Below are 17,706 nucleotides of genomic sequence, written 5' to 3' on the forward strand. Positions count from 1 at the left end.
CCTCTGGTCTCCAGCCTTGGACCAGGGCTGAGCGGGGCGAACGTGACCACCAACAGCGCGGTGAATGCGCCTTCAACCGTCGCGCGACGGCTATTGTTCATGGCCCTCACCCTGGCCGCGCCCGCCATCCTGCTGATGGGCGCCCTGGTGGCCATGCAATATGGCGAGGGTCAGCGCCGTTTCTCCACCCAGCTGGTGGCCATGACCAGAGCCTTGTCCCTGGCCACCGACCGCCAGATCGGCCAGGGCCAGAGCGTGCTGCAGGGCCTGGCGGTCTCGCCCGCCCTGGCCGAAGGCGACCTCGCCACCTTCGAGAAGCAGGCCCGCGAGGCCGTCGCGGGGCGCGAGGGCTGGATCGTGCTGATGACCATGGATCGTCAGTTGATCAACACCCGGATCCCGCCCGGCCAGCCGACCCCGATCGCCCCCGTCACGCCGCAGTCCTGGGGCGAGATGACGACCGGCAAGTCGAACGTCAGCAACCTGATCCCCCGTCATGGGGCCGGCCCGCTGGTCGGCACCAACGTGCCCGTGCTGGTCAAGGGCAAGCTCCTGGTGCTGGCCTATATGCAGCACCCAGCGGCCTTTCACGCCCTGATGACCGGCCAGGCGTTCCCCGACAGCTGGACCGCCAGCATCGTCGATCGCAACGCCGCCCTGGTGGCCCGCTCGCGCGACCAGGAGAAGATGCTGGGCAAGCACGCCAGCCCGGACATGCGAAAGGCCATGGCGCGCGCCAACGACGGCGTGGTGCGCACCCACACCCTGGACGGCGTCCAGACCCTGTCGGCCTTCAGCCGCTCGCCGACCTATGGCTGGACCTTCATCGTCGGGGTGCCGCGCGAGGAGCTGAACCGGGCCGTCATGACCTCGCTGGGCCCGGCCGTCGCTGGGGCGGCGCTGCTGATCGCCCTGGGCGTCACGGCCGCCTTCGCCTTCGCCCGCCCGATCTCGCGCGACGTACGCGGCCTGGTCGGCGAGGCCGAGGCCCTGGCCGCCGGCGCGCCGCTGGACCCCGCGCCGTCGCACCTGCAAGAGATCGCCGAGGTGCGCGGCTCGCTACAGGCCGCCGCCGACATCCTGCGCGCCCGCGACGCCGAGGCCCGCCGCGCGGCCGAGCGCCAGCAGCTGATGATCAACGAGCTGAACCACCGGGTGAAGAACACTCTGGTCGTCGTCCAGTCCCTGGCCCGCCACAGCCTGCGCGCCAAGACCGACGAACTCAGCGGCGACCAGGGCCTGACCCAGTTCAACGACCGCATCCACGCCCTGGCCACGGCCCACGACCTGCTGACCCGTCGCAGCTGGGAGGGCGCGGACCTGGGCGAGCTGCTGGCCGAGGTCCTGCAGCCCTACGCCAGCCAGGTGAGCCTCGAGGGGCCGCCCCTGCCCCTGCCCCCGAACGCCGCCGTGGCCCTGGCGATGATCTTCCACGAACTGGCCACCAACGCCTCGAAGTACGGGGCCCTGTCGACCCAGGCCGGCCGCGTCGCCGTGCGCTGGAGCCTGGATGGCCGCACCCGCCTGGTGGTGGACTGGCGCGAAACCGGCGGCCCCGAGGTCAGGCCGCCCCAGCGCACCGGTTTCGGCTCGCGCCTGATCGCCGCCAGTTTGAAGGGCGACCTGACCGGCGCGGCCGAGTTCGACTACGCGCCGGGGGGCCTGACCTGCGTGCTGACCATCCTCGCCCCGCCCCGGATGGCCCAACCGACGGGCGCCTGAACGACCGATCGTCGCAGCGCCCCGATGTCGCCTTGGCTTGGCCACCGTGCCTCTGCAATAGGTTCCCGTGCGCATCACAAGGGGATCTTCGCGGTGGACCTGACCTTCCTGATCGGAGCCGTCCTGGGCTCGGGCCTGTTCATCGCGTTCGGCCGTCCGCCGGCCGAGAAGCTGATCGCCTATGTTCAGGAGCGCATGCGCGGGAACTAACGGCGCCGTTGGGCTCTTGATTGGGCAGGGTCGCACAGGGCGACCGCTCACGGAGTCCCTACGATGTCCATTCTCGCCTGGCTCCTTCTGGGCCTGATCGCCGGCTTCATCGCCAGCAAGCTCGTCAACCGCACTGGCAGCGGCGTGCTGCTGGATATCGTGCTCGGCATCGTCGGCGCGTTCGTCGGCGGCTGGCTGTTCAATCAGTTCGGCAACAGCGGCGTGTCGGGTTTCAACCTCTACAGCCTGCTGGTGGCCACTGTCGGCGCCATCGTCATCCTGGCGCTTTACCACCTGATCTTCGGCCGTCGCGCGCTCTGACGCGTCCGGCTCGCGGCGGCGGACGATCGTCCGCCGCCAGTGCTTCTAGATCTCTTCCTTGAGAAGATCGCCCACCAGGTCGCCGATCCACGGGTTACGGGCCCGCTTCAGGCGTTCAGCGTGATAGATGTGGGCCAGATCCGCGTAGGCGCGGTCGAAATCCTCGTTGAGAATGACGTAGTCAAAGCGCTCCCAGTCGGCGACCTCGTCCTTGGCGCGCGAGAGACGGCGATGGATGACCTCCTCGCTGTCCTGGCTGCGCGTATGCAGGCGGCGGCTCATCTCGGCCAGTGACGGCGGCAGGATGTAGACCAGCACGCTGTCTTCCCCGGCCTGGGCATGGACCTTCATCGCGCCCTGGAAGTCGATGTCAAACAGGGCGCTCTCGCCCCGCTCAAGGGCCTGCATGATCGGCGGCTTGGGACTGCCGTAGTAGTTCCCGTAGACCTCGGCCCACTCCAGGAAGGCGTCCTGGTCAATCATCTCCTTGAACTTTTCACGGGTCACGAAGTGATAGTCGCGGCCGTCGTGCTCGCCCGGGCGCGGATCGCGGGTCGTGGCGCTGATCGACAGGTGCAGGTCGTTGTGGTCGGCCACCAGGCGGCGGGTCAGCGAGGTCTTGCCGACGCCCGATGGGGCGACGACCATCAGCAGGAGACCCCTGTGAGGCGAATGGGGGTGGGGCTTATTCAACGTTCTGGACCTGCTCTCGGAACTGCTCGATCACGGCCTTGAGCTCCAGACCGATCGCGGTCAGGGCGGTCAGGGCCGACTTCGAACAGAGGGTATTGGATTCTCGCATGAATTCCTGGGAGAGGAAGTCGAGCCGTCGGCCCGACGCGCCCTCGCCCGACAACAGGCCGCGCGCGGCCACGACGTGGCTGGCCAGGCGGTCGAGCTCCTCGCGCACGTCGGCCTTCACGGCCTGGGCGGCGGCTTCCTGGACGATGCGCTCATCGTTTGCCGCCTCGCCGATCAGTTCGGCCATGCGGCGGGCGAAGCGCTCCTTCAGCACCGCCGGCTGGCCGGCGGCCTCGCGCTCGGCGTCGGCGGTCAGGGCCTCGATGCGGTCGACCAGGCCGTTCAGCACCGGATCTAGGGCCGCGCCCTCCTCCAGCCGCGCGGCCTTCAGGCCGTCCAGGGCCTGGGCGATCGAGGCGGCCATGGCCGCCTCGACGGCCGCGCGCGCCTCGGCGTCGTCCTCGTCGTCGCGGGCCTCAATGACGCCCTTCAGAGCCAGCAGGCCGTCCAGGCTGGGCTTGGCGACCATGCCGGTGGCCACATACGGCCCGCCGGCGGTCAGGTAGCGTTCCAGAACCTGGATGTTGACCTGGACCTCGCCGCCGGACTCGGACCGCTTGGCCTGGACGCCGACGGTCAGCTGGCCGCGCTGGAAGCGCGCCTGCGCCCCGTCGCGAGCGGCGCGCTCCAGGGTCTCGAAACCGGGCGGGCCGCGAAAGCGGGTCTCGAGGTTGCGGCCGTTGACGCTGCGCGCCTCGACCGCCCAGGACCAGGCGCCATGGGCGCCCTCGACCCGGGAAAAGCCGGTCATGCCCGAGAGCGGCATCGTCCTAGTTCCTCGCCGGCTTGGCCGGCGCGACGGGAGCGGGGTCGCCGGCGCGCTGGCGCTCGATCTGCCGCCACTTGGCGACATTGGCGTTGTGCTGCTCCAGGGTGGAGGCGAACACGTGGCCGCCCGTGCCGTCGGCGACGAAGTAGAGGTCGCCGCTCTTGGGCGGATTGAGCACCGCCGCCAGGGCCGCACGGCCCGGATTGGCGATCGGCGTCGGCGGCAGGCCGTCGATCAGATAGGTGTTGTACGGCGTCGGGCGCTGCAGCTCCGACAGGCGGATGCCGCGACCCAGCGGGCGACCGCGCGAGATGCCGTAGATGATCGTCGGGTCCGACCCCAGGCGCATGCCGGTGCGCAGGCGGTTGACGAACACGGCGGCGACCTTGGGACGCTCGGCGGCCAGGCCCGTCTCCTTCTCGACGATCGAGGCCAGGGTGACGGCCTCTTCCTTGGTCTGGAACGGCAGGCCCGGCTGACGCTCGGCCCACAGCGCGTTCAGGAGCTGGTCGCGGTCGTCCATCATGCGCTGCAGGACGGCGGCGCGGTCCTCGCCGCGCTGGACCTCGTAGGTCTCCGGCAGGATGGCGCCCTCAGGCGGCGTCGCGGCGCTGCCGGTCAGCACGTCAGACGCGTTCAGGATGTCCATGACCATGTCCGACGTCCGCCCCTCGGGGATGGTGATCCAGTGGCGGACGATACGGCCGTGACGGATGGCGTCCAGGATCTGGGCCATCGAGGCGCGCGACTTGAACTCGTACTCGCCGGCCTTCAGCGTCCGGGCCGCGCCCGTGACCTTGGCGGCGGTCATGAAGACCGACGAGGAGCGGATGACCCCGCCCCGCTCCAGGCTGGCGGCGATCTCGGGCAGGCTGGCGCCCTTGCGCAGGATCACCGTGGTCTTGTCGCCGGCGGTCGCGGCGGGACCGGGGCCGTTGTAGACAAACACCGCGCCCAGCAGCGCGATCACGCCGATCACTACCAGGGTCGTGACCGCGCCCAGCAGGGCGCGGGTCAGCCGCCGCCCCGCCGAGGCGGTCTCCCGACGCGAGGACTTGCCCCGCCCCTTCGCGGGGGTCCGGGGCGCTCTGCGGGAGGGCGATGCCTTCTTGCTCACGAGACCTTCTTGAACACGACCGAGGCGTTGGTGCCGCCGAAGCCGAAGCTGTTGGACACGGCCACGTCGATCTTGTGCGGCACGGCCTTGTTCGGCGCCAGGTTCATGGCGACGTTCACATCGGGATTGTCGAGGTTGATGGTCGGCGGCGCGATCTGGTCGCGGATCGCCAGGATCGAGAAGATCCCCTCGATCGCGCCGGCCGCGCCCAGCAGGTGGCCCGTCATCGACTTGGTCGAGGACATGACGACGTTCTTGGCGTGGTCGCCCAGGAAGCGTTCCACCGCGCCGGCCTCGAGGCCGTCGGCCATGGTCGAGGTGCCGTGGGCGTTGACGTAGTCGATGTCAGAGGGTTTCAGGCCTGCGTCCTTGACCGCCGCCGACAGGGCGCGGAAGCCGCCCTCGCCGTCTTCCGAAGGGGCGGTGATGTGGTGGGCGTCGCCCGACAGGCCGTAGCCGACCACCTCGGCGTAGATCTTGGCCCCGCGCGCCTTGGCGTGCTCGTACTCCTCCAGCACCAGGACGCCGGCGCCCTCGCCCATGACGAAGCCGTCGCGGTCCTTGTCGTAGGGACGCGAGGCCTTTTCGGGCGTGTCGTTGAAGGCCGTGGCCATGGCGCGGCAGGCGATGAAGCCGGCCACGCCGACCTTGCAGACGGCCGCTTCGGCGCCGCCGGCGATCATCACGTCGGCGTCGCCGTACTTGATCAGGCGCATGGCGTCGCCGATGGCGTGGGCGCCGGTGGCGCAGGCCGTCACGACCGCGTGGTTCGGGCCCTTGAAGCCGTACTTGATGGAGACCTGGCCCGAGATCAGATTGATCAGGGCCGAGGAGATGAAGAACGGGCTGACCCGGCGGGGGCCCTTGGCCTCCAGCTCGATGGCGGTGTCGGCGATCGTCGACAGGCCGCCGATGCCCGAGCCGAGGATGACGCCCGTGCGCCACTTCTGCTCGTCGGTTTCGGGAACCCAGCCCGAATCCTTGATGGCCTCATCGGCCGCGGCGATGCCGTACAGGATGAAGTCGTCCACGCGCTTCTGGTCGCGCGGGCTCATGGTCTGGTCGGGATCGAACGAGCCCTCGACGTCCGGACCGCCGCCGCCGCGGCCGTCGACGCGCGGCACTTCGCAGGCGACCTGGCAGGCATACTCGGTCGGATCGAAGGCCGTGATGCGGTTGGCGCCGGACTTGCCGGCCAGGATGTTCTTCCAGGTGATATCAACGCCCTGGCCCAGAGGGGTCAGCAGGCCCAGCCCGGTGACGACGACTCTACGCATGGATCACTCCCAAACCTTCGATGCGGGGAGCGGGATGTGGGGAGCGTCCCCGACCCACGCCAGCCGCGAATCTTGGCCTCAAACGAAAACCGCCGCGCACACGATGGCAAGAGCCCGTGCGACGCGGCGGAAATGGTCAGGTTCGCTACGGCGAACGCGACGCCTTTTAGGCGGTCTTTTCCGTGATGAACTTCACGGCGTCGCCAACCGTCTGGATGTGCTCGGCGGCGTCGTCCGGGATTTCGATGTCGAACTCTTCTTCGAACGCCATCACCAGCTCGACGTTGTCGAGGCTGTCGGCGCCCAGGTCGTCGATGAAGGAAGCCTTCTCGGTGACCTTCTCGGGATCGGCATCCAGGTGTTCGATGACGATCTTACGCACGCGCTCGAGAATGTCGGACATTCTGTTCAGTCCCTCTTGGTCAATTTATCGCGGCCGCAGAAGCCTCTCCCAGAGAGACCACCACGGCTAGTCGGGCCACCGCCTATCACGTTCTTTTTCGGGTGACCAGCGGCGCGATGGCCCGCGATGGGCTCGCGTAGCCGGCGGTTTCAACGGACAGCGAAGTCAAGCACGCTGGAAAACGTAATTGATGTATTCACCATCCCTCTCGCTATCAACAACCTTAAATCCGGTTCGTTCCGCCAGAACAAAAGGCGACCTGCCCAGCAGGAAGACCGAATGGAAGCGCGTGAAGGCGAAGCAGTAATCGTAGCAGGGCGAGGCGTGCGCCATTCTACCTTCGGGGCGCAGCAGTTCGTGGAATCGCCGGAACTGCGCCACCGGATCACGGAAATGCTCGATGACGTTGTTCGAAAACAGCCCGTCGAAGCCTCCGGACACGCCATCCCAGACGGGCGCGCCCAGATCCGTCGTCGCGGAGCTGGAGTTGGGCTCGTGCGCGACGAGGTTCCAGCCCTCGTCCCGCAGGATCGCCAAGGTCCGATTCCACCCGCCGCCCGCGCCCCAGTCGAGATAGCGCCCGCCCTTGTCCGCACTCAGCGCGCGAAAGGCGCGCAGCTCGTTCTCGGTGGAGTCGCCCTCCGAATAGCGCGAGTACAGGACCTGGTAGTCGCGAGCGACGAAGGCCTCGTCGAGATCCAGGTACTTCTGGGGACCGAACACGCAGTCGCAGGCGGGGCAGACATAGCGCTCCAGCCGCCCGCCGCCGAAATAGCAGCGATCCTCGCGAATCTCGAAGCCGTCGCGGCCGGCGGTGTGGCCGCAGACCACGCAGGTCAACGGCCGATGCGGCAGAATCGCCTCGTAGGCGACGTCGAGGGCGTTCCAGAAGCCCTCGGTGAAGTAGCGCTCGGTCAAGGCGACCTGGGCCTCCAGGGCGTCCAGGCGGCCCCGTAGCGCCTCTGCGTCCGCCGCCGCGTCGCGCGCGGCGGCTTCCTTCAGGTCGTCCTGATGGCTGGACGGACGTGACCGCCCAAACCAAGAAGCCCCCGACGGCATGGCGCGCCTCCCTTCGGCGCGCCATTCGGCTCGGGGCGCCTCAACTTCAGATCATCGCCATGCCGCCGTTCACGTGCAAGGTCTGACCGGTGACGTAGCCGGCGTCATCGCTGGCCAGGAACACGCAGGCGGCGGCGATGTCGCTGCCCTCGCCCAGCTTGCCGGCGGGAATCGTCGACAGGATGCCGGCCTTCTGCTGCTCGTTCAGGGCGTCGGTCATCGGGCTGGCGATGAAACCCGGCGCGACGCAGTTGACGGTCACGCCGCGGCTGGCCAGCTCCTGGGCCAGGGCCTTGGAGAAGCCGATCATGCCGGCCTTGGAGGCGGCGTAGTTGGTCTGGCCGGGATTGCCGGTCACGCCCACGACCGAGGTGATGCCGATGATGCGGCCGGCGCGGCGCTTCATCATGCCCTTGGCGGCCGCGCGGGCCAGGCGGAAATAGCCTTCCAGGTTGACCTTGATGACGGTCTCCCAGTCCTCGTCCTTCATGCGGACGATCAGGCCGTCGCGGGTGATCCCGGCGTTGGCGATGACGATGTCCAGCGGGCTACCCGCGACCTCCTCGGCCTTAGCGACGAGGCCGTCGACCTGCTCGGCGTCCGAAAGATTGGCCACGACGGTCGAGGCGCGCTCGCCCAGTTCGGCCTTCAGCTCGGCCAGGGCCGATTCGCGAGTGCCCGAGAGGACGACGTGGGCGCCTTGGGCGTGCAGGGCGCGGGCGATAGCGCCGCCGATGCCGCCGGTGGCGCCGGTGACGAGGGCGGTCTTGCCGGTCAGATCGAACATGTCGGCTTTCCTTGAGATTAGAGCGAGGCCGCGAAGGCTTCGAGATCGGCGGGCGTGTTCAGCGGGGTCGCCTCGGCGTCCGGGGCGATGCGCTTGGCCATGCCCGAGAGGACCTTGCCCGCGCCGGCCTCGGCGAAACGCGTGACGCCGCCGTCCGTGGCCAGCCAGGTCATGCTCTCGCGCCAGCGGACACGGCCGGTGACCTGCTCGACCAGCAGCTTGCGGATGACGTCCGGATCGTGGACCGGGGCGGCGGTGATGTTGGCGACCAGCGGCGTGCGCGGGGCGATGATGGTGGTGCGGGCGAGCGCCTCGGCCATCTCGTCGGCGGCCGGCTGCATCAGCGGGCAGTGGAACGGAGCCGAGACGTTCAGCGGGATGGCGCGCGCGCCCAACTCCTTGGCCTTCTCGATGGCCCGATCCACGGCGGCCTTGGCGCCCGAGATCACGACATTGCCGTTGTTGTTGTCGTTGGCCACGACGCAGACGCCGACTTCCGAACCCGCGGCGGCGGCGGCTTCGGCCAGGGCCAGGTCGGTCTTCGGACCAATGAGCGAGGCCATCGCGCCCTCGCCCACTGGCACGGCGCGCTGCATGGCCTGGCCGCGCAGCTTCAACAGGCGCGCGGTGTCGGCCAGGCTGATGGCGCCGGCGGCGGCCAGGGCCGAGTACTCACCCAGGCTGTGACCCGCGACGAAGGCGGCCTTGTCGATCCCGACGCCGAAGTCCTTCTCCAGCGTCCGGGTCACGGCCAGGCTGACGGCCATCAGGGCCGGCTGGGCGTTCTCGGTCAGGGTCAGGTCGCCCTCGGGGCCCTCTTTCATGAGGGCGAACAGCTTCTGGCCCAGGGCGTCGTCGATTTCCTGGAACACTTCGCGGGCGGTTCCGAAAGCCTCGGCGAGATCGACGCCCATGCCGACCGACTGGCTGCCCTGGCCCGGGAAAATGAAGGCGATGCTCATGGAAGCCCGCTCCGTCCTTTAGAGATTCAAGGCCGGGAGGGTTAGGCCAAAGGGCGCGGGGCGGCAAGTCACCCCAGCCCCTTCACCCCAGCCAGGGGCCTCCGGGCGGTCCCCAGCCCCAAACCGGCATCGGCGGCTCGCCCTCCGGCTCGGGAACGCCTTCGGCCGAGTTGATCACCGCCAGACGCGTGCCCCACTCCAGATAGCCAACGAAGGCGGCGCGGAACTCCGGATCATCGGGCAGGCCGACCTCGTCGGCGGTGTCTAGCATCAGGGCGATCCAGGCCCTGCGCTGCGCCTCGGTCAGATGCCGGCCCATGTGCTTGCGGATCATCGCCGCGTGGCCGCCGCCCGCCTCGGTATAGGCCTTGGGCCCGCCGAACACCTCGCCGACGAAGGCCGCCACGTGCTCGGCATGGCTGGGATCCATGTGGGCGAAGACCGGCGCCAGGACCGGGTCGTTCGGGACCTTGGCGTAGAACGCCGAGAACAGGGCCTTGAACCTTTCGGGGCCGCCGGCCCACTCGGCCAAGGTCGGTGTCTTGGTTTCGCCTAGCGCCATGTCTTCCTCCCGCCCGTCGCAAGCGCAGGTAACGACGAAGGTAGCGGTTTGGAAGATGGAAGAATGGGGTTATCCAAGACGCGACTGTAAAACATCCCTCCCGCAGGAGCTTTTGATGTCCCGTCTGCTCGCCGGTATCGCAGCGGCCGCCCTGACCCTGGCCGCCACCTCGCCCGCCCTCGCCGCCCTGAAGGTCGGCGACAAGGCGCCCGACTTCTCCGCCAAGGCCGCCCTGGCCGGCAAGGACTTCGACTTCAAGCTCTCCAAGGCCCTGAAGAAGGGACCGGTGGTGCTGTACTTCTTCCCCGCCGCCTACACGGCCGGCTGCACGGCCGAGGCCCACGAGTTCGCCGAGGCCACGCCCGAGTTCGAGAAGCTGGGCGCCACGGTGATCGGGGTGACGGCCGGCAATGTCGACCGCATCAAGGACTTCTCCAAGGAGCACTGCCGCGACAAGTTCGCGGTCGCCGCCGCCGATGCGGCCCTGGTCAAGAGCTACGACGTCGTGCTGTCGATGAAGCCGGAGTGGTCTAACCGCACGTCCTACGTGATCGCTCCGGACCACAAGATCCTGCTCTCGTACACCGACGGCAACTTCCAGGGCCACGTCACCCAGACCATGGACGCGGTGAAAGCCTACAAGGCCAAGAAGTAACGAGCCTTTTGCGGTTTCGGCCAGCCGCGCGGGTTGAGGCTCGCGCGCGCTGGAGGAGATGATCGGCCCATGCCTTCTCCAGCGACCGATCCAGCCCAACTCGAACTGGCGATCCGCGGCGTGGCCGTCGGCGCCTTCGCCGCCACGGGCGTGTCCCTGGCCGCCAGCCGCAAGATGACGCCCACCCGCTGGGTCGGCGTGCTGATGATGGTCTGCGCCATCGCCCACGTCTTCGAGAGCCACTTCTATTACACCGAGGGCCGGCATTTCAGCCAGGTGACCTGGGCGCTGGCCGCGTCGGCGGCGGGCGTCTTCTGGCTGTTCTGCTCGGTGCTGTTCGAGGACGAGCCGAGGATCCCGGCCTGGCGCTACGCGATTCCCGGCGCGGCGCTGACCCTATGGCTGATCGGGGCGGTGCTGCCGGCCTCGCCAGTCCGCGCCGCCGTCTGGTGGTCGTTCGCGGCCTATTCGCTGGTCCTGCATATCCACGTCATGCTGATGGCCTGGCGCGGCTGGCGTATCGACCTCGTCGAGCGCCGCCGGCACCTGCGCGCGCCGATCGCGGCCGCGGCCACGGGCTACATGTTCATCCAGACCCTGTGCGATTTCGGCCTCGGCCACGGCCCGGTGCTGCCCAGCATGGCCCAGACCGTGACCCTGGCCGTCCTGGGCGTCGGCTCGGCCCTGGCGCTGCTGCGCGCCGAACCGGTGCTGGTCCAGGCCGCGCCGATCGCCGGCGAGACGCCCGCGCCCAAGCCCGCCGAGACCCTCGACCTCACCCCGGCCGACCGCCTGGTGCTGGCGCGGCTGGACAAGGCGATGAACGAGAACGAGGTCTGGCGCGGCGAGGACCTGTCGATCGGGACCCTGGCGGCCCTGGTCGGCGCGCCCGAGCACCGGCTGCGCAGGCTGATCAACGGCACGCTGGGCCACCGCAACTTCGCCGACTACGTCAACGGCCGGCGGATCGCGGCGGCCAAGGTCGCCCTGGCCGATCCCGAACAGGCGCTGAAGTCGGTCTCGACCATCGCCTATGAACTGGGCTTCGCCTCGCTGGGGCCGTTCAACCGCGCCTTCCGCGCCGCCACCGGCGTCACCCCGACCGCCTGGCGCCAGAACGTCACCCCGGCCCATCCGCACCTGCGGCTGGTCGAAACCGGCGAAGGCGCGCCGAAAGCCGACAAGCGGGCCTGATTTCGCGAACGGCGCGACGGCTGGCGTCCGTCCCTTTGTCCTGGAGCTCTCTCATCACCCGGAGCCCGAGATGTTCGACGCCCTTCTCCCCTTCGCCCGCAGCTGGCTGGACGCCATGCAGGTCGATGTCACCCGCTATGTGATCTTCTCGGTCGGCGTCTGGCTGGCCCTATGGGTCGTGCTGGCCGCGCCGCTGGCCGGCCGCAAGATCCGCGACAGCCGTCCGGCCGCGCGTCAGCTGCTGATCGAGTTCCTGACTTCGATCCGCTCGATCGCCATCTTCTCCACCGTGGGCCTTCTGACCTTCGCCCTCTTTCGCGCCGGCTGGCTGCCCGGCCCCTACATCGCCAAGGGCTGGGGGCCGATCTGGTTCTGGGCCAGCCTGGTCCTGATGATCGTCGCCCACGACGCCTGGTTCTACTGGACGCACCGGTTGATCCACGACCGGCGGCTGTTCCGGACCTTCCACCGCCGCCACCACCGGTCAAACAATCCCTCGCCGTTCACGGCCTACAGCTTCGACCTGGGCGAGGCCTTCATCAACGGCGTGTTCGTGCCGCTGTGGATGATCCTGGTCCCCACCCAGTGGCCGGTGCTCGGGCTGTTCATGCTGCACCAGATCGTCCGCAACACGATCGGCCACTCTGGCTACGAGCTGTTCCCCGCCCGCAATGACGGCCGGCCGCTGATCCCCTGGCTAACGACCGTGACCCACCACGACCTGCACCACGCCCAGGCGGGCTGGAACTACGGTCTCTATTTCACCTGGTGGGACAAGCTGATGGGCACCGAGAACCCGGGCTATCTGAAGCGCTTCGCCGAGGTCACGGCCAAGAAACGGAAAGGCGGCAAGGACCGGGAGCTGGAGACTACCAGCTCGCCTTCACCAGCTTGACCATGGCGCGGGCGTCCTGCAGCCGCCACTCGTCGCGGGCGTTGACACCCCGGACGTTGGCGGCGCGCAGGCTGACCGTGATCTCGGCGGGGATGTCGAACGGCCGGGTCAGGCTCAGGTCGACGCCCTCGTCTCCGGTCGAACCGCCGCCGAGCGCGATCGAGCCGATGGGCTTGCCGTCCAGGGTCAGCGACGAGCGGACATTGGCGCGGGTCACCGGGATCTTGCCCGGCACGGCGATGGCCTGGCTGGCGTCCATGTCCATCGAGACGCGGACATAGTTGGCGCGCGGCAGGAGACCGAAGCCGAACAGGCGCGACATCGACGAGCGCAGCCTGGCCTCGTTCTGGTTCCAGGACGCGCCGAGCGCCATGGACCGCTCGCCCACCCGATCCGCCTCGGGCTTCTTCGACAGGTTCAGGTCGAAGTCGTAGGTCGGGTTGTCGAGCATGCCCGACGACTTGACCGTCAGGGCGACCTTCTCGCTGTCGGTCGACAGATCCAGCGGCAAGGCGGCCGAATAGCCGGTGAAGCGGCCTTCATAGGCCGAGACCGAGGTGACGGGCTTCTGGACAACCTCGGCATGCGCCGACGCGCCGGCGGCGGTCGCCGCCGCGAACACCATAAGAAGGCGTGTCGCGATCCCCATGGTTCGCCTGCTAGCATAACTGGCCGAAGGGATGAACCCCCGCGTCGCGTGAATTGTAAGACCAATCAACGGCGCGCTCGTCCAGAAGGCAGGGGCCCTCTCGGCTTGCCTTTCCCCCACATCTTCTGTAATAGCGCGCGTTCTCACGGAAGGCGGTCTTGCACGCACCCATCCGGGACCGGGGTCCTCCCCGCTCGGCGTGCCGGATCCATCGTGGTCGACGGACTTCCGTCGTCGTCCACGCCGCCTTCCATAACGGAAGAAGGAAAACATGGCGTTCTACGAACACGTGGTCATCGCGCGGCAGGACATCTCGCCGCAACAGGCCGAAGCTCTGAACGAGCAACTGAAGACCCTCATCGAAGAGAATGGCGGCCACATCGCCAAGATCGAGTACTGGGGCCTTCGTAACCTCACCTACCGCATCAAGAAGAACCGCAAGGGCCACTACTCCCTGCTCGCGATCGACGCCCCGGCGCCGGCCGTGAAGGAAATGGAGCGTCAGCTGCTCATCAACGAAGATGTGCTGCGCTTCATGACCATCCGCGTGGAAGAGCTGGACCTCGAGCTGTCGCCGGTCCTGGCGCGTCGCGACCGCGGCGATCGTCCGGAACGTCCGCGCGACGACTTCGGCGCTCAGGCGCAAGCGTAAGGGAGACTGAAGATCATGACCGATACGACTGCTCCCGAAGCCGGCACCGCGCCGGCCGCCGCCGCTGGCGGCGCTCGCCGCCCGTTCTTCCGTCGCCGCAAGGTTTGCCCGTTCTCGGGCGCCAACGCGCCGAAGATCGACTACAAGGACGTGAAGCTGCTGCAGCGTTACGTCTCGGAGCGCGGCAAGATCGTTCCGTCGCGCATCACCGCGGTGTCGGCCAAGAAGCAACGCGAACTGGCCAAGGCCATCAAGCGCGCCCGCTTCCTGGCTCTGCTCCCCTACGTCGTGAAGTAAGGGAGACACCACGATGAAAGTCATTCTGCTCGAACGCGTCGAAGGCACCGGCGTCCTGGGTGACGAAGTCACCGTGAAGGACGGCTTCGCCCGTAACTACCTGCTGCCCCGCGGCAAGGCCCTGCGCGCCACCAAGGCGAACCTGGCCACCTTCGACGCTCAGCGCGCTGAGATCGAAGCCCGCAACGTGAAGAACCGCGAATCGGCCGCCAAGAACGGCGAAGCGCTGGACGGCACGCAATACGTCCTGATCCGTCAGGCTGGCGAAAGCGGCCAGCTGTACGGTTCGGTCGCGGGCCGCGACGTCGCCGACGCCATCAAGGCTGAAGGCGGCAAGGTCGACCGCTCGATGGTCGTGCTGGACAAGCCGATCAAGACGCTGGGCGTCCACGAAGTGAAGGTGAAGCTGCACGCCGAAGTGACCATCACGGTCACCCTGAACATCGCGCGCAGCCAGGACGAAGCCGAGCGCCAGGCGCGCGGCGAAAACGTGATCAACTCGCAATTCGAGGAAGATCGCGCGGCCGAAGCCGAAGCCGCCCAAGACATGGCGGAAGGCGGCGCCGGCTCGTTCGAAGGCGACCACTACGAAGCCTAATCTCGTCAGAGATCGGAGCTTTAGACAAGAAAACGGCGCGGATCACTCCGCGCCGTTTTTTTCTGCACTTTGGCGCAGAAATGCTTAGCTTGTACGCATAATGGCGAAATCCCATGTTCGCGATGGGGGATGAAAACCCCCGTGGGGGCGCGACGCCGGTCGGCATGACCGTCCCCTGAAAAAGAGAGGGGATATCTCATGCGTTACAGAAGCTTGTTGCTGGCCGCCGCATCGCTGACGGCCTTCGCCGCCACCGCGCGCGCCCAGACGGCCGCGCCGGCCGCCGAAAACACCAATGTCGAGGAAATCGTCGTCACGGGCACCCGCACCGCGGGCCGCTCGCGCCTCGACACCCTGGCGCCGGTCGACGTCGTCACCGCCAAGACCCTGCAGCAGCGCGGCAGCACCGAACTGGCCGCCGCCCTGGCCGCCACTGTTCCGTCCATCAACTTCCCGCGCCCGTCCAACACCGACGGCACGGACTCGGTCCGCCCCGCCGTGCTGCGCGGCCAAGGCCCCGACCAGACCTTGGTGCTGGTCAACGGCACCCGCCGCCACGCCACCGCCCTGGTCAATCTGAACGGTTCGGTCGGTCGCGGTTCGGCATCAGTCGACCTGAACGCCATCCCGTCGGTCGCGCTGGAGCGCATCGAGGTGCTGCGCGACGGGGCCTCGGCCCAGTACGGCTCGGACGCCATCGCCGGCGTCGTCAACCTGCGCCTGCGCGAAGCCAGCAGCGGCGGCGGCGTGACGGTGACGACCGGCAAGTACATCACCAGCTTCACGGGCCTGCAGACCGGTCAGAAGCAGAAGCGCCGCGACGGCCTGACCACGACGGTCTCGGGCTGGCAAGGCCTGAAGCTCGGCTCGGACGGCTTCCTGACGCTGTCGGCCGAGTACCTGGATCGCGACTACACCAACCGCTCCGACATCGACACCCGCGTCACGCCCCAGCGCGTCACCTCGCGCTTCGGCGATCCCGAGGTCGAGCAGGTCAGCTTCTACGCCAACGCCGGCAAGCCAATCGGCGACAATTGGGAAGCCTACGGCTGGTACGGCTATCAGCAGCGCGACGCCGAGGCCTCGGCCACCTATCGCCTGCCGACCGACGCCAGCCAGAACATCCCCAGCGTCTATCCCAACGGCTACCTGCCGCTGATCACGACCAACACCGAGGACGTGACGGCCGCCGTCGGCCTGCGCGGCGAGTTGGCCGGCTGGAAGCTCGACACCAACCTGGTTTATGGCAAGAACGACCTCGACTTCGGGGTCAAGAACACCATCAACCCGTCGTACGGCGCGGGCTCGCCGACCAGCTTCAAGGCCGGCGGCCTGACCTATGATCAGCTGGTGTTCGGCCTGGACGCCAGCCGCGAGTTCGAGGTCGGCCTGGCCGGTCCGCTGAACGTGGCCTGGGGCGTGGAAGCCCGTCGCGAGACCTATCAGGTCAACGCCGGCGAGGTGGCCTCCTACGCGCGCGGCACGGTCTCGCCGACGCTGTCGTTCGGCTCGCGCGGCTTCACCGGCTTCACGCCCGGCAACGCCGTCGACGTCGATCGTGACGCCGTGGGCGTCTATCTGGACCTGGAAGGCAAGCTGACCGAGAAGCTGACCGGCTCGGCCGCCGTCCGCTACGAGGACTATTCGGACTTCGGCACCAACACGAGCTGGAAGCTGGCGGGTCGCTACGACTTCACCGACGCGTTCGCTCTTCGCGGCGCGGTGTCGACCGGCTTCCGGGCTCCCAGCCTCCAACAGCAGTACTTCACCTCGACCTCGATCCTGTACATCAACCAGACGGTCGGCGGCGTGACGACGGCGGTGCCGTTCGAGACCGGCACCTATCCGTCGGTCAGCGCGGTCGGCAAGGCCCTGGGCGGCAAGCCGCTGGAGCCGGAGAAGTCCAAGAACTTCTCGCTGGGTGCGGTCTATCACAAGGGCGCCTTCGAGCTGACGGTCGACGCCTATCGCATCGACGTCGACAACCGCATCGTTCTGACCGAGACCCTGACGGGCAGCGCAACGGCGGCGGCGGGCACCAACGCGCGGGTGATCTTCGATCTGCTGGCGCCCTATGGCGCCTCGGCGGCCCGCTACTTCACCAACGGCGTCGACACCAAGACCGTCGGCGTCGACGTGGTGGCCCGCTACCGGATCGTCGACGACCAGGCCGGCACGTTCGACCTGACCGCCGCCGGCAACGTCAACAACTTCGACGTCCGCCGCACGCCGACCACGACGGTGCTGCCAACCCCGGTGACGCTGTTCGCCCGCCAGGCGACGCTACGCTTTGAGGAAGGCACGCCGGAATGGAAGGTCACGCTGCAGGGCGACTGGAGCAAGGGTCCGTGGGGCGCGACCCTGCGCACCACGCTCTATGACGACGTCCTGGCGCCCGGCACCGCCGCCGACGGCAGCGGCGACTGGCGCACGGGCACCCAGGGCATCGTCGACCTGGAGGCCCGCTACCGCTTCGGCCAGCACACCACGGTCTCGGTCGGCGCGGACAACCTGTTCGACCAGTATCCCGACCAGGTGCCGCCGAACCTCAACACCAGCGGCGGCAACCCCTGGTCCAGCTTCTCGCCGTTCGGCTTCAACGGCCGCTTCCTCTACGGTCGCCTGGCGGTCAGCTGGTAGTTATCCACAGGCTTCACAGGCCGCAAACGTTTGGGCGCGGAGAGCGATCTCCGCGCCCTTTCCTTTGCCTGCTCACGTCAGAAACGGACGCCCCGAAGGGCTCGTGCGCTTGCACTCACAGTCGGTCAAAACATAC

19 protein-coding genes are annotated in these 17,706 nt (G+C 68.2%); 9 read left to right on the forward strand and 10 right to left on the reverse strand.

The features are described 5' to 3' along the window. Positions 1 to 42: 42 nt before the first annotated feature. On the forward strand, positions 43 to 1,722 hold the full coding sequence (locus tag K8940_RS12375) for a sensor histidine kinase (protein ID WP_223390264.1): 1,680 nt from the start codon (positions 43 to 45) through the stop codon (positions 1,720 to 1,722). 273 nt (positions 1,723 to 1,995) lie between these two features. Further along, entirely contained in the window at positions 1,996 to 2,253 is a 258-nt protein-coding gene (locus K8940_RS12380) for a GlsB/YeaQ/YmgE family stress response membrane protein (RefSeq protein WP_223390265.1), read from the forward strand. Between the two features lie 45 nt (positions 2,254 to 2,298). Here the strand turns inward: K8940_RS12380 and gmk are convergent, their stop codons facing one another. From gmk to K8940_RS12425, 9 genes are all read right to left on the reverse strand, one after another. Further along, positions 2,299 to 2,946, reverse strand: coding sequence for a guanylate kinase (gene gmk / locus K8940_RS12385; protein ID WP_223390266.1), 648 nt, complete (start codon positions 2,944 to 2,946; stop codon positions 2,299 to 2,301). After that, positions 2,939 to 3,820 carry a YicC/YloC family endoribonuclease gene (locus K8940_RS12390; protein ID WP_223390267.1) on the reverse strand — a complete coding sequence of 294 codons (882 nt, stop codon included), beginning with the start codon at positions 3,818 to 3,820 and terminating at the stop codon, positions 2,939 to 2,941. The genes gmk and K8940_RS12390 overlap by 8 nt, the downstream gene beginning before the upstream one ends. 4 nt (positions 3,821 to 3,824) lie before the next feature. Continuing rightward, entirely contained in the window at positions 3,825 to 4,940 is a 1,116-nt protein-coding gene (gene mltG, locus K8940_RS12395; protein ID WP_223390268.1) for an endolytic transglycosylase MltG, read from the reverse strand. Continuing rightward, complete coding sequence (gene fabF, locus K8940_RS12400; RefSeq protein ID WP_223390269.1) at positions 4,937 to 6,217, reverse strand: beta-ketoacyl-ACP synthase II; 1,281 nt, start codon at positions 6,215 to 6,217, stop codon at positions 4,937 to 4,939. The genes mltG and fabF overlap by 4 nt, the downstream gene beginning before the upstream one ends. Before the next feature lie 166 nt (positions 6,218 to 6,383). Then, on the reverse strand, positions 6,384 to 6,620 hold the full coding sequence (locus tag K8940_RS12405) for an acyl carrier protein (protein WP_004615098.1): 237 nt from the start codon (positions 6,618 to 6,620) through the stop codon (positions 6,384 to 6,386). A gap of 165 nt (positions 6,621 to 6,785) precedes the next feature. After that, complete coding sequence (locus K8940_RS12410) at positions 6,786 to 7,679, reverse strand: class I SAM-dependent methyltransferase (RefSeq protein ID WP_411675554.1); 894 nt, start codon at positions 7,677 to 7,679, stop codon at positions 6,786 to 6,788. Positions 7,680 to 7,725: 46 nt separating this feature from the next. Continuing rightward, positions 7,726 to 8,466 carry a 3-oxoacyl-[acyl-carrier-protein] reductase gene (gene fabG, locus K8940_RS12415; RefSeq protein ID WP_223390270.1) on the reverse strand — a complete coding sequence of 247 codons (741 nt, stop codon included), beginning with the start codon at positions 8,464 to 8,466 and terminating at the stop codon, positions 7,726 to 7,728. A gap of 17 nt (positions 8,467 to 8,483) precedes the next feature. Further along, entirely contained in the window at positions 8,484 to 9,428 is a 945-nt protein-coding gene (fabD, locus tag K8940_RS12420; RefSeq protein ID WP_223390271.1) for an ACP S-malonyltransferase, read from the reverse strand. 82 nt (positions 9,429 to 9,510) lie between these two features. After that, complete coding sequence (locus K8940_RS12425; RefSeq protein ID WP_223390272.1) at positions 9,511 to 9,990, reverse strand: group II truncated hemoglobin; 480 nt, start codon at positions 9,988 to 9,990, stop codon at positions 9,511 to 9,513. Between the two features lie 115 nt (positions 9,991 to 10,105). On the opposite strand from K8940_RS12425, the gene K8940_RS12430 reads away from it, so the two are divergent. From K8940_RS12430 to K8940_RS12440, 3 genes are all read left to right on the forward strand, one after another. Beyond that, positions 10,106 to 10,645: a peroxiredoxin gene (locus K8940_RS12430; protein WP_223390273.1), complete on the forward strand. Its 540-nt coding sequence runs from the start codon at positions 10,106 to 10,108 to the stop codon at positions 10,643 to 10,645. 69 nt (positions 10,646 to 10,714) lie between these two features. Further along, positions 10,715 to 11,839, forward strand: coding sequence for a helix-turn-helix domain-containing protein (locus tag K8940_RS12435; protein WP_223390274.1), 1,125 nt, complete (start codon positions 10,715 to 10,717; stop codon positions 11,837 to 11,839). 70 nt (positions 11,840 to 11,909) lie between these two features. Further along, the gene (locus tag K8940_RS12440) at positions 11,910 to 12,734 is read left to right on the forward strand and encodes a sterol desaturase family protein (RefSeq protein WP_223390275.1); all 825 of its coding nucleotides are present in this window, start codon (positions 11,910 to 11,912) and stop codon (positions 12,732 to 12,734) included. On the opposite strand, the gene K8940_RS12445 is transcribed toward K8940_RS12440, so the two are convergent. After that, positions 12,709 to 13,383 (reverse strand): hypothetical protein, encoded by a 675-nt coding sequence (locus K8940_RS12445; RefSeq protein WP_223390276.1) that lies wholly within the window; start codon positions 13,381 to 13,383, stop codon positions 12,709 to 12,711. The genes K8940_RS12440 and K8940_RS12445 overlap by 26 nt on opposite strands. 271 nt (positions 13,384 to 13,654) lie before the next feature. Between K8940_RS12445 and rpsF the strand changes: the two genes are divergently transcribed. The 4 genes from rpsF (at position 13,655) to K8940_RS12465 (ending at position 17,570) form a co-directional block, all read left to right on the forward strand. After that, positions 13,655 to 14,035 carry a 30S ribosomal protein S6 gene (gene rpsF, locus K8940_RS12450; RefSeq protein WP_223390277.1) on the forward strand — a complete coding sequence of 127 codons (381 nt, stop codon included), beginning with the start codon at positions 13,655 to 13,657 and terminating at the stop codon, positions 14,033 to 14,035. A gap of 15 nt (positions 14,036 to 14,050) precedes the next feature. After that, positions 14,051 to 14,332 carry a 30S ribosomal protein S18 gene (gene rpsR, locus K8940_RS12455; protein WP_223390278.1) on the forward strand — a complete coding sequence of 94 codons (282 nt, stop codon included), beginning with the start codon at positions 14,051 to 14,053 and terminating at the stop codon, positions 14,330 to 14,332. Positions 14,333 to 14,345: 13 nt separating this feature from the next. Next, complete coding sequence (rplI, locus tag K8940_RS12460; protein ID WP_223390279.1) at positions 14,346 to 14,930, forward strand: 50S ribosomal protein L9; 585 nt, start codon at positions 14,346 to 14,348, stop codon at positions 14,928 to 14,930. Between the two features lie 198 nt (positions 14,931 to 15,128). Beyond that, entirely contained in the window at positions 15,129 to 17,570 is a 2,442-nt protein-coding gene (locus K8940_RS12465; protein WP_223390280.1) for a TonB-dependent receptor plug domain-containing protein, read from the forward strand. Positions 17,571 to 17,706 lie beyond the last annotated feature (136 nt).

Origin of the sequence: Caulobacter segnis, assembly GCF_019931575.1 — a bacterium.
Taxonomy (GTDB): Bacteria; Pseudomonadota; Alphaproteobacteria; order Caulobacterales; family Caulobacteraceae; genus Caulobacter; species Caulobacter segnis_C.

Coding starts and splice junctions, on each gene's coding strand:
- K8940_RS12430 (WP_223390273.1), top strand. CDS start 10,106: ATGTCCCGTCTGCTCGCCGGTATCGCAGCGGCCGCCCTGACCCTGGCC.
- K8940_RS12435 (WP_223390274.1), top strand. CDS start 10,715: ATGCCTTCTCCAGCGACCGATCCAGCCCAACTCGAACTGGCGATCCGC.
- fabG (WP_223390270.1), bottom strand. CDS start 8,466: ATGTTCGATCTGACCGGCAAGACCGCCCTCGTCACCGGCGCCACCGGC.
- K8940_RS12425 (WP_223390272.1), bottom strand. CDS start 9,990: ATGGCGCTAGGCGAAACCAAGACACCGACCTTGGCCGAGTGGGCCGGC.
- fabD (WP_223390271.1), bottom strand. CDS start 9,428: ATGAGCATCGCCTTCATTTTCCCGGGCCAGGGCAGCCAGTCGGTCGGC.
- K8940_RS12440 (WP_223390275.1), top strand. CDS start 11,910: ATGTTCGACGCCCTTCTCCCCTTCGCCCGCAGCTGGCTGGACGCCATG.
- K8940_RS12380 (WP_223390265.1), top strand. CDS start 1,996: ATGTCCATTCTCGCCTGGCTCCTTCTGGGCCTGATCGCCGGCTTCATC.
- rpsR (WP_223390278.1), top strand. CDS start 14,051: ATGACCGATACGACTGCTCCCGAAGCCGGCACCGCGCCGGCCGCCGCC.
- K8940_RS12465 (WP_223390280.1), top strand. CDS start 15,129: ATGCGTTACAGAAGCTTGTTGCTGGCCGCCGCATCGCTGACGGCCTTC.
- K8940_RS12390 (WP_223390267.1), bottom strand. CDS start 3,820: ATGCCGCTCTCGGGCATGACCGGCTTTTCCCGGGTCGAGGGCGCCCAT.
- K8940_RS12445 (WP_223390276.1), bottom strand. CDS start 13,383: ATGGGGATCGCGACACGCCTTCTTATGGTGTTCGCGGCGGCGACCGCC.
- rpsF (WP_223390277.1), top strand. CDS start 13,655: ATGGCGTTCTACGAACACGTGGTCATCGCGCGGCAGGACATCTCGCCG.
- K8940_RS12410 (WP_411675554.1), bottom strand. CDS start 7,679: ATGCCGTCGGGGGCTTCTTGGTTTGGGCGGTCACGTCCGTCCAGCCAT.
- K8940_RS12405 (WP_004615098.1), bottom strand. CDS start 6,620: ATGTCCGACATTCTCGAGCGCGTGCGTAAGATCGTCATCGAACACCTG.
- rplI (WP_223390279.1), top strand. CDS start 14,346: ATGAAAGTCATTCTGCTCGAACGCGTCGAAGGCACCGGCGTCCTGGGT.
- fabF (WP_223390269.1), bottom strand. CDS start 6,217: ATGCGTAGAGTCGTCGTCACCGGGCTGGGCCTGCTGACCCCTCTGGGC.